The 13720-nt window shown below is 66.4% G+C and carries 13 protein-coding genes and 2 pseudogenes; 4 read left to right on the top strand and 11 right to left on the bottom strand.

Translation table 11 applies throughout. The features are described 5' to 3' along the window. Nucleotides 1–135: 135 nt before the first annotated feature. From M8J71_RS05830 to M8J71_RS05815, 4 genes are read right to left on the bottom strand one after another with little or no spacing between them, the layout of a single operon-like run. Entirely contained in the window at nt 136–1827 is a 1692-nt protein-coding gene (locus M8J71_RS05830) for a ribonuclease J (protein ID WP_256247011.1), read from the bottom strand. Nucleotides 1828–1868: 41 nt separating this feature from the next. Next, the gene (dapA, locus tag M8J71_RS05825) at nt 1869–2777 is read right to left on the bottom strand and encodes a 4-hydroxy-tetrahydrodipicolinate synthase (RefSeq protein ID WP_256247010.1); all 909 of its coding nucleotides are present in this window, start codon (nt 2775–2777) and stop codon (nt 1869–1871) included. Nucleotides 2778–2835: 58 nt separating this feature from the next. Further along, complete coding sequence (locus M8J71_RS05820; RefSeq protein ID WP_256247009.1) at nt 2836–3618, bottom strand: carbon-nitrogen hydrolase family protein; 783 nt, start codon at nt 3616–3618, stop codon at nt 2836–2838. A gap of 34 nt (nt 3619–3652) precedes the next feature. Further along, entirely contained in the window at nt 3653–4012 is a 360-nt protein-coding gene (locus tag M8J71_RS05815; RefSeq protein ID WP_374114812.1) for a hypothetical protein, read from the bottom strand. 86 nt (nt 4013–4098) lie between these two features. Between M8J71_RS05815 and M8J71_RS05810 the strand changes: the two genes are divergently transcribed. Continuing rightward, nucleotides 4099–5334, top strand: a complete 1236-nt coding sequence (locus M8J71_RS05810) for a heparan-alpha-glucosaminide N-acetyltransferase domain-containing protein (RefSeq protein WP_256247008.1) — start codon at nt 4099–4101, stop codon at nt 5332–5334. Between the two features lie 76 nt (nt 5335–5410). On the opposite strand, the gene M8J71_RS05805 is transcribed toward M8J71_RS05810, so the two are convergent. The 7 genes and pseudogenes from M8J71_RS05805 to M8J71_RS05775 form a co-directional block, all read right to left on the bottom strand. Then, complete coding sequence (locus M8J71_RS05805; RefSeq protein ID WP_256247007.1) at nt 5411–5890, bottom strand: hypothetical protein; 480 nt, start codon at nt 5888–5890, stop codon at nt 5411–5413. A gap of 2 nt (nt 5891–5892) precedes the next feature. Beyond that, nucleotides 5893–6663 (bottom strand): 4-hydroxy-tetrahydrodipicolinate reductase, encoded by a 771-nt coding sequence (gene dapB, locus M8J71_RS05800; protein ID WP_256247006.1) that lies wholly within the window; start codon nt 6661–6663, stop codon nt 5893–5895. 108 nt (nt 6664–6771) lie between these two features. Next, a complete protein-coding gene (locus M8J71_RS05795; protein ID WP_256247005.1) occupies nt 6772–7266 on the bottom strand; it encodes a molybdenum cofactor biosynthesis protein MoaE in 495 nt (164 codons plus the stop codon). Beyond that, nucleotides 7256–7786 (bottom strand): MogA/MoaB family molybdenum cofactor biosynthesis protein, encoded by a 531-nt coding sequence (locus M8J71_RS05790; RefSeq protein WP_256247004.1) that lies wholly within the window; start codon nt 7784–7786, stop codon nt 7256–7258. The genes M8J71_RS05795 and M8J71_RS05790 overlap by 11 nt, the downstream gene beginning before the upstream one ends. Further along, the gene (gene moaC, locus M8J71_RS05785) at nt 7783–8277 is read right to left on the bottom strand and encodes a cyclic pyranopterin monophosphate synthase MoaC (protein ID WP_256247003.1); all 495 of its coding nucleotides are present in this window, start codon (nt 8275–8277) and stop codon (nt 7783–7785) included. Before moaC ends, M8J71_RS05790 begins: the two co-directional genes overlap by 4 nt. Next, nucleotides 8265–9575 (bottom strand): molybdopterin molybdotransferase MoeA, encoded by a 1311-nt coding sequence (locus M8J71_RS05780; RefSeq protein WP_256247002.1) that lies wholly within the window; start codon nt 9573–9575, stop codon nt 8265–8267. Before M8J71_RS05780 ends, moaC begins: the two co-directional genes overlap by 13 nt. 20 nt (nt 9576–9595) lie before the next feature. Further along, a pseudogene (locus M8J71_RS05775) lies at nt 9596–11076 on the bottom strand (molybdopterin-dependent oxidoreductase). Nucleotides 11077–11351: 275 nt separating this feature from the next. On the opposite strand from M8J71_RS05775, the gene moaA reads away from it, so the two are divergent. The 3 genes and pseudogenes from moaA to M8J71_RS05760 all read left to right on the top strand — a co-directional run. Beyond that, nucleotides 11352–12479: a GTP 3',8-cyclase MoaA gene (gene moaA / locus M8J71_RS05770; RefSeq protein WP_256247001.1), complete on the top strand. Its 1128-nt coding sequence runs from the start codon at nt 11352–11354 to the stop codon at nt 12477–12479. A 5-nt stretch (nt 12480–12484) separates the two neighbouring features. Continuing rightward, a complete protein-coding gene (locus M8J71_RS05765; RefSeq protein ID WP_256247000.1) occupies nt 12485–12751 on the top strand; it encodes a MoaD/ThiS family protein in 267 nt (88 codons plus the stop codon). 318 nt (nt 12752–13069) lie between these two features. Then, nucleotides 13070–13720 (top strand): annotated as a pseudogene (locus M8J71_RS05760) (13E12 repeat family protein); the annotation flags it as partial.

Here is a 13720-nt window from a genome sequence, read left to right as displayed (position 1 = left end):
GCCACGGTACCGGAACGGCTGTGGTTTTCCGGGGATTTGGGAGCCGGTGGATACCGGTTCTGAGGGCTTAAGCACGTCCGGCCCGCATTCCTGGACAGGACCAGGAGCACGGGCCGAAGCCGGCGGCGAGGAAGGCTACGCCTCAAGCACCACGGGAATGATCATGGGCTTGCGGCGGAGCTTACGGTTGACCCACGTGCCCACCACGCGGCGGACCACCTGCTGGAGCTGGTGGCTGGTGTGGTCCGCGTGGTTCAGGACGGCTTCCTCCAGCGCCGCGTTGATCTTGGGGATGATGTCGTCGAAGACGGAATCGTCCTCTGCCACGCCCCGGGCGTGGATCTCGGGTCCGGAGACCACCTTGCCGGTGGTCCGGTTGATAACCGTGATGATGGAGATGAACCCCTCATCGCCGAGGATCCGGCGGTCCTTGAGGTCGGCGTCGGTAATTTCCCCCACGCTGGAGCCGTCCACGTAGACGAAGCCCACTTCAACCTGGCCCACCACATCTGCGCGGTGGTCCTTGAGGTCGATCACCGTGCCGTTGTCCGCGAGGATCACGCTGGCTTCCGGCACGCCTGACTCAATGGCGATCTTGCCGTTGGCGATCAGGTGGCGGGTTTCACCGTGCACCGGCATCGCGTTGAGCGGCTCAAGGATGTTGTAGCAGTACAGGAGTTCGCCGGCGGCGGCGTGCCCGGAGACGTGGACCTTGGCATTGCCCTTGTGGATGACGTCGGCACCGAGCTTGAGCAGCCCGTTGATGATCCGGAAGACGGCGTTTTCGTTTCCGGGGATGAGGCTGGATGCGAGGATGACAGTGTCACCGTCGCCCACCACCACGCGGTGGTCGCCGTTTGCCATGCGGGACAGTGCGGCCATCGGTTCACCCTGGGAACCGGTGGACATCAGCACCACGCGGTTGTCCGGCAGGTTATCGATGTTCTTGATGTCGACGATCAGGCCCGGCGGGACGTCCAGGTAACCGAGCTTCTCGGCGATGGCCATGTTGCGGACCATGGAGCGGCCCACGAAGGCCACCTTGCGGTTGTGCTTCGCCGCGGCGTCCAGCACCTGCTGCACGCGGTGCACGTGGGAGGAGAAGGACGCGACAATGATGCGCTTGCTGGCCTGGCCGAAAAGCCGTTCCAGCGTGGGGCCGATTTCCTTTTCGGCGGTAGTAAAACCGGGGATGTCAGCATTGGTCGAGTCCGACATAAAGAGGTCAACGCCCTCTTCGCCGAGCTTGGCGAAGTGCCGCAGGTCGGTAATGCGGCCGTCAAGGGGAAGCTGGTCCATCTTGAAGTCGCCGGTGTGCAGGACCGTGCCGCCTGCAGTGCGGAGGAACACGGCCAGGGCGTCGGGGATGGAGTGGTTGACCGCTACGAACTCGCATTCGAAGGGGCCGAACTTCTCCACTTGGCCTTCCTCGACGGTGAGGGTGTAGGGCCGGATGCGGTGCTCCTGCAGCTTCGCCTCAATCAGGGCAAGGGTCAGTTGCGAACCGACCAGCGGGATGTCACCGCGGAGGCGCAGCAGGTACGGAACAGCGCCGATGTGGTCCTCGTGCCCGTGGGTGAGGACCACAGCCACGATGTCGTCCAGCCGGTTTTCGATGTAGGAGAAGTCAGGCAGGATCAGGTCGACGCCGGGCTGGGTTTCCTCGGGGAAGAGGACGCCGCAGTCCACGATCAGCAGCTTGCCGTCGATTTCGAACACGGCCATGTTCCGGCCGATCTCCCCCAGTCCGCCGAGCGGAACGATCCGCAGCGTGCCTTGCGGCAGGCGGGGAGGGGTGACAAGGCCGGTGAGGGCAGTTTGGGTCATATTGCACTACTTTCCAGGCGGAAGGGTGCTGGTCTTACTCCTCAGGAAAAGACCAGCCCCGCTTCCGCCAAATCCCCGCGGATGGTTTCGATCTCGGCTTCGTCCGGCTCCACGAGGGGCAAACGGACAATCGAGTTGGGCAGGACTCCCTGCCATTTAAGAATCTGTTTGGCCGCAACGGCCCCCTGGACCCGGGTCATGGTGGCGCGGACCACGGGCTGAAGCTCAAAGTTGATCTTCCGCGCGGTTTCGAGGTCGTTGGCGTTGACCGCATCGATGAGGTCGCGGAACTGGCGGGTGGCCACATGCGTGGTGACGCCGACGAGGCCCACGGCACCCAGCGCCATCCAGGGCAGGGTCAGTCCGTCGTCGCCGGAGTAGAAGAGCAGGTCCGTTTCGGCCATAACGCGGGTGGCCGCAACGAAATCGGCCTTGGCGTCCTTGACGGCCACAATATTGGGGTGCTGCGCCAGGCGGATCATGGTCTCGGGTTCGATGGCGATCGAGGACCGGCCAGGGATGTCGTACAGCATAACGGGCACGTCCGCGGCGGAGGCGATGGTTTCGAAGTGTGCGCGCAGGCCGGACTGGCTGGGCTTGTTGTAGTAGGGGGTCACCAGCAGGATGCCGTCGACGCCGAGGGCCGCTGCCTGCTGGGAGAGGTGCACTGAGTGTGCGGTGTCGTTGGTGCCGGTGCCGGCAATGATGGCCGCCCGGCCTCCGACCGCTTCCTTGACGGCCCGGAACATGCCCAGGTTCTCTTCATCCGTGAGGGTGGAAGTTTCGCCCGTGGTTCCGGTGACCACCAGGCCGTCGCAGCCGTCGTCCACCAGCTTGCTGGCCAGTTCCGCGGCCTGCTGATAGTCCACTGCGCCGTCCTTCGTGAACGGCGTGACCATGGCGGTCAGGAGGGTGCCAAGGGCAGGGATGCGCGCGGAAGTGTCAGCCATGGAAAAAACGTTACCCTGTCCCCGGCCGGTTAGGACAATAGGGGCGGCGTGATGAACGTCAAACAGCCGCCCCGCCGGAGGGGCCGCCGGTGTGCTTGCGGTATTTTGCGAGGCGGCTTCGCTGCAGGATGCAGGGAACAACTTCGGTGCCGGTTCCTGCGGCTTGCTTCAGTGCAAAGCCGTCAGGACCCCATAAGCCGCTCAAGCCGCACGATTCACCCAAGGGGCTCCTGCCGCCGAGGTTGGCGAGCAGCGTGAACATCCTGTTGTCCATGGCCCGCGCTCCAAGGTGGAGGGCCAGCCGGTGTTCCTCGTCCCTGGTGTAGAGAGCGGACACGCAATGCACGTCAGCTCCGGCTGCAGCGGCGTCGGTTGCGTGAGCCGGTACGGAGGTATCGAAGCAGAGAGCCAGTGCAATGGTCCACCCGTCTACCATGATCAGGGTGGCGCCCTCCCCCGGCGTGAACAGCTCTTGCTCCTGGCCGTGGAGGTGCGTCTTGAACGCCGTTTCCGTGCTGCCGTCCGGATGAATGGCTACTGATGCCAACCGCGCCGCACCATCACTTTCGCGGAGGGCAGCGCCCACAACAGCCGTAATCCCGGTCCTGCGGCAGATCTCCCGGACATCGCCGAGGCGTTCATCATCCGGCATCAGCCAAGAGTCGGAGTCCGTAAGGAGATCCAGCCGGTAGCCGGTGAGGGACAGTTCCGGGAAGACCACCAGGCGGGCGCCGTGGTCATCGGCATCCTCGATGAGGCGCACATGCTCGGCAGCGTTTGCGGTGATTCCTCCGTCCAGGGGCTGGTACTGGATGGCGGCGACGGGGAGGGTGTCTGTCACGCCTCCATCCTAGGCAACTGCCTCGACGCCCACCTCAGCAGCGGTCCTTTTGGGCGCGAGGCGGTTCACCAGGACCAGGCTGGCAGTACCTGCCGACTGCCGCCTGCCTCAGCCCTTCCGCCCACGCCGCCAGCCGCTGCGCTGCCCGGACGTAGTGGAACAGTTCGACCGGAGTCAGGGCGTCGAGATCCGTCTCGCCGAGCCGGCGCGCGAGCTCCGCCCCCTCCGGCTGCGCCGACAGGCTGATGCCCTCCTGCTCCCACTGGATATCCTCGGAGCATTTTCCAGTCACCAACTGGCGGAAGAGGTAGTCAACAACACCCGGGCTCATTGCCTTCAGAGGCCCGGCCTGCTGTGACTCCGAAGCGGGGATTTCGGGTGATGGAGTTTGCATGCGGTCCATCTTATTCGAACATATATTCGAACACAAGGAGTGTTTGTTGACAGCTCCGGTACAGGCAGGTGTGAGACGATCTGGGCATGACCTCCCGTAACGCCGCCACCTCTTCCAGGACGGCCGCCAGCCGGTCCGTGCCCGGCCGGCTGCATGGCATTGACGCGGCGCGCGGGCTGGCCCTGCTGGGGATGATGGCCACCCATCTGCTTCCCACGTTCGAGTCGAACGCCGATCTGACCCCCACCTGGATCGGCCTGACCTTTTCGGGCCGGGCATCCGCACTGTTCGCAGTGCTGGCAGGCGTTGGCCTTGCCTTGTCCACGGGTAAGCACAGGCCGCTGGATGGCCCGGACCTGTCGGCAGCCCGGCGCGGCGTTGCCTTGCGCGCCCTGGTGATTGCCGCCGTCGGACTCAGCTTGGGTGGCCTCGAAGTGAACCTGGCCATCATCCTGGTCCACTACGCAGTGCTGTTCCTGTGCGTCCTGCCGTTCCTGGGCATGAAGCTGAAGCCGCTCGTCGGATGGGCCGCCGGTTGGATCCTTGCCTCACCGGTTTTGGCGTACCTGCTGCGCCCCTGGCTGCTGGCTGCGAACCCGCCGCTAAGGCTCGGCCACAACCCCTCCTGGGAGGATCTGTCCACCCCTGCCAGGCTCCTGGCGGACCTCTTTTTCACCGGCTATTACCCCGTCTTCCAGTGGCTGGCCTACCTGCTGGTGGGGCTCGTCGTCGGCCGCCTGATGCTCAACAAGGCCCTCGTCCCGTGGGTGCTCCTGATCGGCGGCACCATCGTTGCTGTCCTGGCCAAAGCCCTGGGAACCGCGGCGATGGAAAGCTGGGGCGGCCGGGCTGCCTTGGAAAAGTTGCTTGATTCCCCGGGCTATCCCTTGCACAGCGTGCTGCAGGTAAACCTGACGGGCATCCCGCAGGAGGGGTCCTGGTGGTGGCTGGCCTCGGCGGCGCCCCATTCGGCCACGCCGCTTGACCTGCTGCATACGTCCGCCGTGGCAGCGGCGGTAATCGGGGCCTTCCTCCTGCTGGGCAGGCTGGCCGAGTGGGTGGCCCTGGACCTGTTGCTGCCGCTTCGCGGTGCAGGGGCCATAACCCTGACCCTCTACTCCGTCCACGTGTGGGTGGTTTCGGGCTTCTACCTCAAGCCACTCCCGGCCGGGTGGACTGAGGACGCGATGTACTTCGCCCACGCCGCCACAGCAGTGATTGTGGGCATAGTGTTCGTGCTGCTGAAGTGGCGCGGGCCCCTGGAATGGCTGGGGCACGCGGCAAACCAGGTGGGCCGCGGCAACGCTAAGTCACTGCGCTAAATGCACCGCCGTTAGATGCGCCGCTGTTAAATGCGCCGCTCCAGGGAGCGGGAGGGCAGGACCGGTCGCCGAAGCGCTAGGCCGGAACCTGGCCGCGGAAGAGCTTGACGGCGTCACGCATGGAGGCGCGGGCGCGCTTGCGGTCGCCGGCAGCGTCGTAGGCGCAGCTCAACCGGAACCAGGAACGCCAGTCCTCCGGTGCCGCTTCAGCCTCCGCCCGGTACTTCTCGAACTCCGCATCCGCTGCGGAACGGACAATCCGCCCCGCCGGGGTCCTGGGCAGCTCGTCCACGGGAAGGCCGCCCTCGGCTTCGAGGACCTTCGCCATCTGCTCGGTGAGGGCTCCGAACATGAGTTCCCGGACGAGCGCCCAGGCACCAATCACCGGCAGCACGAGGTAGGCGGCTCCGATGGCGACGGCCGCAGGGTTGCTGTCCGTCAGCAGCAGGACGGAGCGCTGGAAGGACACCACCAGGTAGAAGACCAGGAGGAGCGTGACTGCCCCCACCCAGATTTTGGTGCGGTTCTTCCGGAAGCCCGCACCCAGCCCGCCCACGGCTACAGCCCCAGGTCCAGGTAGCCGTCCAGGCCCACCGTGAGCCCGGGATGTGCGGCGACGCCGCGCAGGCCAAGCAGTACGCCCGGCATAAAGGAGGCGCGGTCGAAGGAGTCATGGCGCAGGGTCAACTGTTCACCGGCGCTGCCGAGCAAGACTTCCTGGTGGGCGACGAGGCCGCGGAGCCGTACGCTGTGGACGCGAATGCCGTCCACCGCGCAGCCGCGTGCCCCGGCGAGTTCGCTGGTGGTGGCATCGGGGCTGGGCGGCACCTGCGCGGCGCTGCGTTCGGCGGCGATGAGCTGGGCCGTCCGGACTGCCGTGCCCGACGGCGCGTCCACCTTGTCCGGGTGGTGCAGCTCGATGATTTCGACCGACTCGAAGTATTTGGATGCCTTCGCGGCGAAGGCGGAGGCCAGCACCGAGCCAAGGGCGAAATTGGGGGCGATCAGCACACCGGTCCCGGGCCGGCTTGCCAGCAGGTCCTTCAACCCGGACAGCTTGCCGGCGTCCCAGCCGGTGGTGCCCACGACGGCGTGGATGCCATGTTCGACGGCGAAGCGCACGTTCGCTTCAGTGCTTTCGGGAACCGTCAGGTCCACCACGAAGCGTGCACCCGCAACGGTGAGCTGGTCCAGCGAATCTCCCCGGCCCAATGCGGCGACGAGCTTCATGTCAGGGGCGGCTTCAATGGCTTTTACGGCTTCGGCGCCCATGCGCCCATTCGCGCCCAGCACGGCAACGGGCATGGGAGCAGAGTGTTGTTCGATCATGGCGTTAACCCTACCGGTGGCCCTGCGGCGCACGGGAACCGCGGAGTGTGCGTTACCTCGCAGGAGCCTGCGGGAGCAATGGTGAGGCAGGAAGGCTGAACAGCAGGATCAGCTGCCCGCGCCTACCCATTCCACGGTGCCGTCGGCGAAGAACTGTTCCTTCCAGATGGGCACCTGCTCCTTGATCCTGTCCACGAGCTCCGAGCACACAGCAAAGGCCTGGCCGCGGTGGGCTGCAGAGACGGCGCACACGAGCGCAGGATCCCCGATGTCGAGCATGCCGATCCGGTGGGCTGCCCAGATCCGCACGGGCTGGGAGGCAGCACCACCTTCGGCCTGCTGCGCTGATGCCCCTTGTGCCTCTGCGGTTTGTTCCGCTGCCAGGCGGGCAACCACGTCGGCCATCACCTGGTGGGCCGTGGGATGCGCGCTGTAGCTGAGGCGGTTGACCGCCTTGCCGCCGTCGTGATTGCGCACCACGCCGCTGAAGCTGACCACCGCCCCCGCGGTGTCACTTTCCACTGCCGCAATGGCCTGGTCGACGGAGATGGGCTCCGCGCTCAGGACCGCGCTGACCACCTCGAATGCTGTTTCAGTGCCCATGTCCGCCTTCCAACTGGTCGCAAAGGTGCCCGATCACCGGATCCAGGACGGCGAGTCCGTCCATCACCCCTTTGGGTGACCCGGGCAGGTTAATGATGAACGTGCTTCCGGCGGCACCCGCGTAACCGCGGCTGAGTGCCGCAAGCGGCGTCTTCGCGGCGCCGGCGCGTCGGATGGCTTCCATGATGCCCGGGATCTCGCGGTCCAGCAGCGGCAGCGTGACGTCCGGTGTCCGGTCGTCCGGGCTGAGGCCCGTGCCTCCGCTGGTAATGACGACGGTGGGGCGCTGGGTCAGGAGGGCGCGGATGGCTGCGCCTACGGGTTCGCCGTCAGGAACCACCATGGCGGGGAACACGTCAAAGCCGTGTTCTGTCAGCCAGTCAGTGATCACTGGGCCTGTTTCGTCGTCGTAGATTCCGGCGGCGGCCCGGGTGGAAGCGATGACGACGCCGGCCTTCCGGCCTTGGACGTCACCGTGGCGGTGGGGTTCGGGGACATTCAGCGTGCTGGGGCTGCTCACAGTGTCCAGTCCCCGCTCTTGCCGCCGCTCTTGGCAAGCACTTTGATGTCATTCAGAACGGCGTGTTTGTCCACTGCCTTGATCATGTCGTACACGCTCAGGGCCGCGACGGAGGCTGCCGTGAGGGCTTCCATTTCCACGCCGGTGACGCCGCGGGTCTTGACCGTTGCGAGGATGGCGACGGACTCCGTGCCAAGCTCAAAGTCCACGGTGACCTTGGACAGCGGAAGCGGATGGCACAGTGGAATCAGTTCCGGGGTCTTTTTGGCGGCCATGATTCCGGCAACGCGTGCCACGGCCAGGGCGTCCCCCTTGGGCAGGCCGCCTGAGCCGAGCAGGGCCATGACCTCTGCCGTGGTGTGGACCGTGGCGGTGGCGGTGGCCTCGCGGGTTGTTTCGGCTTTGGCGGAGACGTCCACCATCTGGGCGCTGCCGTCCTGGCGCAGGTGCGTCAGTGAGGCCGGGGGTTGTTGTGCATTCACAGCATCCATACTTCCACCTCCGCCCCTGCCGCGAGCGCGGCCACTCCAACCGGGACATGAACCAGCACGTTCGAACCGGCGAGCGCGTGCATCAAGTGCGAGCTTTCCCCGCCCTGCAGCTCCACCGTCCCGTTGGGCTGCAGGCTGCCGCGGCGGACCTGGTGCTTGTGTTCAGGAGACGTGAGGGACTGGCTGAGGCGGGCACGGAGGGGCAGGCGCGGCGCTGGTGAGCCGAGCAGCCCGGCCAGGACGGGGCGGAGGAACATTTCAAAGGACACCAGGCAGCTGACCGGGTTTCCCGGGAAGCCCAGGAACGGGCGTCCCTCGAAGGTACCGATCCCCTGCGGACCACCTGGCTGCATGGCCACGTGCAGGAACTCCACGGGCTGGTCCTCCATCGCCTGCCGAACCACCTCGTACGCGCCCTTGCTGACCCCGCCGGTGGTGACGATCAGGTCCACTGCGTCGCGCTCGGCGCGCAGCAGCGTGCGAAGCCGGTCCGGGTTGTCGGTGACGATGCCTGTGCGGCGGACGTTCAGTCCCGCCTGCTTCATGGCTGCTTCCAGGAGGGTGGCGTTGGAGTCGTAGATCTTGCCGGCGGGCAGCTCCTGGCCGGGCTCCACCACTTCGTCCCCGGTGGTGACCAGCAGGACAGTCACTGCTTTGAAGACCGTAACCTCCGGAATCCCCAGCGCCGCGAGCAGCCCCAGCTGGGCAGGGCCAAGGAAGGTTCCGGCGGCCAAGGCCGTCCTGCCCGCCTCCACGTCGCTGCCTGCTGCCCGCACATAGGTGCCGGGCGCGGCTGGAGGCAGCCGTACTGTGGCCTCCCCAGTGTGCGGCAGGAAACGGTCCGGAATGGCCCGCTCAATGGGGACGACGGCGTCGGCCCCCTCCGGGATCATCGCGCCCGTCATGACCGGAACGGCCATCCCGGGGTGGAGGGGGGCAGGGCTTGCTCCGGCTGGAACGGGAGGCATAACGCGCAACTCCGCTCCGCCGTCGGGCACGTCAACTGAACGGATGGCGTAGCCATCCATCTGGGAGTTGGCGAAGGACGGCAGGCTGATGGGAGCGCGAACCTCGCGGACCAGGCCCCGGCCCAGCGCCTCGTGCAGGGGCACCAGTTCCGCCCGTTCCGGTGCCCGCAGATGCTGCAGCAGTTCAGCGACGGCGGCGGCATGGTCAGCCACGGACCGTGCCTGGTGCCCGCCCTGATGACGCCGGTGTGTCCCTTGGGCGCCGGGCTGGTGTTCCTGCTGGTGCGGGGCTTGCCCTACTGACGTTCCATGGTGTTGCGGGCTGGTCATGGTTCCGCCTTCGGTAGCCGTCAGGGTTTCACATCCACTCTAATCGTGTGGAACCCGGTAGCCCCGTCCGGGGCGACAGGCCGTCTCTCCTCGTCCTGGGCCTTGCCGGCCAGGTCCGTGGCGCGGACTTGGATTTCGTACTGGCCTTCCGGAAGTTCCAGGCCCAGTTTCCATTGGTACCAGGTGTCAAGCGAGATGCCTTCGGCCAGCTCCGCCTGCTGCCACGGGCCACGGTTCACGCGGAGCTCCACCTTGCCGATGCCGGTGTGCTGGGCCCAGGCGATGCCGCCGACCATCACCATGCCCGCCTTCACCGGCCGGCCATCCCGTGGCACATCGATTCTTGAGGACGTTTTGATCGGGCCCCGCTCCGACCAGCCCCGGGGAGTCCAGTAGGCGACGTCGTCCGCGAACCGGGTGACCTTGAGCCCGGTGACCCATTTGGTGGCCGACACGTACCCGTACAACCCTGGCACCACCAGCCGCACCGGAAATCCGTGCTCAAGGGGCAGCGGTTCACCATTCATTCCTACGGCCAGCAGGGCGTCCCTGCCATCGCTGAGCACCTCAAGGGGGGTGCCCGCGGTCCAGCCGTCCACGCTTCGTGAGAGCACCATGTCTGCGCCGGGCTTCGGGCCTGCGAGGTTGAGCAGTTCGCGGACCGGCCAGCCCAGCCAACGGGCGTTGCCAATAAGGTCTCCGCCCACATTGTTGGACACGCAGGCGATGGTTATGTGGCGTTCCACCATGGGCTTGGCCAGGAGCTCGGCGAAGGTCAACTCCATCTCCTTGTCCACCATGCCCGTGACCTTCAGGACCCACGTGTCCGGGTCGACGGCGGGAACCGCCAGCGCGGTGTCGATGCGGTAGAAGTCGGCGTTGGGGGTGACCAGTGGTTGCATGCCGTCGACTTTCGCCTCCGCGGTTGGCGGTATGGGCGGCGCCAGTGATGCGGGGACGGGCAGCGCCACGCGGCTCCGGGCTTCACTGGCGACGGCGGCGGCGCCGCGCCACACTCCCGCCAACGCTCCGCCGATGACAGTGAACGCAGCTCCCCTGCCACGGCCTGCAGGAAGCGACGGCGGGCCGGCGCTTCCAGGGACGCTGGTTCCGCTCCCGCGCTCCCCCACTCCTGCAGGCGGCGAATCAGGAACCTAAGCAGCACTCCGGCGGCGACAGCGGTGAGTACTGGCAGCACCATCGCGTTAAGGGTGACCTGGGCGCGGGTCAGGACGGCCACCAGGCCAACGAGCCCAAAGACGGCGACCACTGCGGCGCCCATAAAGCGGCGGCGATACTCCACCACCCCGGCCAATGCAGCCAGGGTCGCCATGACCAGAGCCATCCCGGCCAGGAGAGCCACTTTATCGGCAGTACCGAACAGCGCAACGGCCCAGTCCTTGACGCCGGGAGGAACAGCATCGATGACGGCGCCGCCAACAGCGGTCAGCGGCGACAATGACGGACTGAAAATACCCGCCAACAACTCCCCCAGCACCACGGCGCTGCCCACCGCGACTGCCCCTGCAGCCGCTGCCCACCGCCCCTTCAGGCGTGCCGTTGACTGGTGCGGCAGTGAAGGATGCGCGGGCTCACGCAGCCCGGCCCCGCCGTCGTGCGTTGCCTGCCTTGGCTGGGAGCTGTCCACACCTCCAGCATAGGTTCGCGGAGTACGGGTGGCGCCGGCCCTGCCATGAATTCCGCCGGGTATTCTGCTGCCGCCATTCGCGCTGTCACAGGTGTGATGCACAGCCCAACGTGGCGTAGCCTGAATTCATGAGCATCCAGCTAGGCATGCCCCAGCCGCGGGAGGAAGCAGCGTCCCTGCCGTCGGCTCCGGCTGCCCGCCCCGCTGATGCTCCGGCTGGACTGGCAGACCGCTATGGACGCCGCGCCACGGACATGAGGCTGTCCCTGACGGACAAATGCAACCTGCGCTGCACCTACTGCATGCCTGCCGAAGGCCTGGAGTGGCTGGCGAAGCAGGCGGTCATGTCGGCGGAGGAAATCGTCCGGATTGTCCGCATTGGCGTGGAGCAGTTGGGAGTCCGGGAACTGCGGCTAACGGGCGGCGAACCGCTGGTGCGGCACGACTTGGTGGACATCATCGCCGCACTGCGCAGCAACCACCCCGGCCTGCCCATCTCCATGACCACCAACGGCGTAGGCCTGGCGAAAAAAGCGGCGCCGCTGAAGGCGGCAGGGTTGACCCGCATCAACGTGTCACTTGATTCCCTGCATGAGGAAACCTTCACCCAACTGACGCGCAGGCCGTTCCTGAACCAGGTACTGGCCGGGGTGGACGCAGCCTGGGCAGCCGGCTTGGGCCCGGTCAAGCTCAACGCGGTACTGATGCGCGGCATCAACGACGCCGAGGCGCCATCGCTGCTCGCCTGGGCACTTGGACGCGGCTACGAACTGCGTTTCATTGAGCAGATGCCGCTGGACGCGGACCATGGCTGGACGCGGCGGAACATGATCACGGCCGCCGAAATCCGCGAGTTGCTCTCCACTGATTTTCTCCTCAGCGCTGATCCCCGCGCGCGTGACGGCGCACCGGCGGAGCGCTTCGAAGTACGACGCCGGGTGGCTGGCTCCGCTGATGGCGCTGCCGGCCCTGTGCTGGGAACCGTGGGGATTATCGCCTCGGTCACCGAGCCGTTCTGCTCAGACTGCCGCAGGACGCGGATTACGGCAGAGGGCAAAATCATGAGCTGCCTGTTCTCGCGGGAAGAGTTCGACCTGCTGGGCCTCCTGCGTTCCGGGGCCAGCGACGAGGTCCTTGCCCAGCGGTGGCAGGATGCGATGTGGATCAAACCTAAGGCTCACGGAATGGACCACGTGGGACTTGATGCTCCGGACTTCGTCCAGCCGGACCGCAGCATGAGCGCCATCGGGGGCTGAATCTTTTGAACGTACGATACTTCGCTGCCGCGCGCGCTGCGGCAGGAGTGGAGGAGGAGCGCTTCGACCTGGCGCCGGGCTCCACGGTTGCTGACCTGCTGGAGACCGTTCGGTCGGTGGAGCGCCCCGAGCCTCCTGCCGGCACTCCTCCGCTGCCCCGCATCCTGTCCCGAAGCAGCTTCCTGCTGAATGAAGTCGCCGTGCGGGACCATTCCGTTGTCCTGAACACCGACGACGTGGTGGATGTGTTGCCTCCCTTCGCCGGGGGCTAGGAGTAGCTTTCCTGCAGCGTGGCAGGCCGCCCGCGATCGGTTCGTCAGCGCGGAAGTGCCTGTGCCCGCAACGCTGTTTCCTGCCCGCTGACCGCTCGGGTCCGCCCTTCAACCGCACTCCCTCAGAATGTCAGTGCGTCGCTGGATGATGTTCATATGGATATTCACCCGACAGCCCAGGCGGATGGTGCGGCAACGCTGTTTCCTGCCGCTTTGGCTGCTGGGGTCCGCTCTTCAACCGCACCCGGACCTGGACCAATTGTCGGTGCCTCCGTAGATGATGTTCATATGGGACACGGTTTGGATGGGACAGCAGCAATGGAGGGCATTCAGGCCTCTGTTGATGTCCTCCAGGCGCTGTTCCTTGAGGATGCGTCCTTGGAGGATGCAGCGGCAGCCGCTGCCGGGGTTGACGTGCTGCAGCGCGGGTACGAGCTCCGTTTGGACCGGTTGGCGGCCGTGGCGCGGCTGGAAGCACAGCTCGCTGCGCTCAAGGCCCGCGACGTCGCCGAGTGCATCGACATCCAACACGCCATGACCCCGCCCGAAGCGCCCGTGCACGAGCGGACCTATGCCGAGATGTCCGCGGTGGAGGAAATCGCTGCCGTCCTGACCATCAGCTCCGCCGCAGCCGGGGCGCTCGTCACCCAATCCCGTCAGCTCTGCTCCCTGCCGCTGGCACCGGCCCTGGACGCCCTCTCCGTCGGGACCATCTCCTGGCAGCACGCGAAGATCATCGCCGACGAAACCGACAGCCTGGGCCCCGCCGGCACCGCCAACCTGGTCGCCCATTTCCTGGACCCGGACGCCCCCAACCCTGCCCGCGGAACCGCCGCCGGTAAACTGGTCCCCTCCCGGTTCCGGACCAAAGTCCGCAACTGGCGCGAACGCCACCACCCCGAATCCCTCGAAAAACGCCACACCAAAAGCGTCGCCGACCGGAGAGTAGAGCACAGCCCAGACCGCGAC

The sequence above is a fragment of the Pseudarthrobacter sp. R1 genome, from assembly GCF_024494415.1.
Taxonomy (GTDB): Bacteria; Actinomycetota; Actinomycetes; order Actinomycetales; family Micrococcaceae; genus Arthrobacter.
Note: the sequence above shows the minus strand (reverse complement) of the source record. Positions and strands in the feature narration are given on the sequence as shown.

Excerpts from the sequence above, each read along its gene's own strand:
- M8J71_RS05830 (WP_256247011.1), bottom strand. The coding sequence starts at position 1,827 with ATGACCCAAACTGCCCTCACCGGCCTTGTCACCCCTCCCCGCCTGCCG.
- dapA (WP_256247010.1), bottom strand. The coding sequence starts at position 2,777 with ATGGCTGACACTTCCGCGCGCATCCCTGCCCTTGGCACCCTCCTGACC.
- M8J71_RS05815 (WP_374114812.1), bottom strand. The coding sequence starts at position 4,012 with ATGCAAACTCCATCACCCGAAATCCCCGCTTCGGAGTCACAGCAGGCC.
- M8J71_RS05810 (WP_256247008.1), top strand. The coding sequence starts at position 4,099 with ATGACCTCCCGTAACGCCGCCACCTCTTCCAGGACGGCCGCCAGCCGG.
- dapB (WP_256247006.1), bottom strand. The coding sequence starts at position 6,663 with ATGATCGAACAACACTCTGCTCCCATGCCCGTTGCCGTGCTGGGCGCG.
- M8J71_RS05795 (WP_256247005.1), bottom strand. The coding sequence starts at position 7,266 with ATGGGCACTGAAACAGCATTCGAGGTGGTCAGCGCGGTCCTGAGCGCG.
- moaC (WP_256247003.1), bottom strand. The coding sequence starts at position 8,277 with ATGGATGCTGTGAATGCACAACAACCCCCGGCCTCACTGACGCACCTG.
- M8J71_RS05780 (WP_256247002.1), bottom strand. The coding sequence starts at position 9,575 with ATGACCAGCCCGCAACACCATGGAACGTCAGTAGGGCAAGCCCCGCAC.
- moaA (WP_256247001.1), top strand. The coding sequence starts at position 11,352 with ATGAGCATCCAGCTAGGCATGCCCCAGCCGCGGGAGGAAGCAGCGTCC.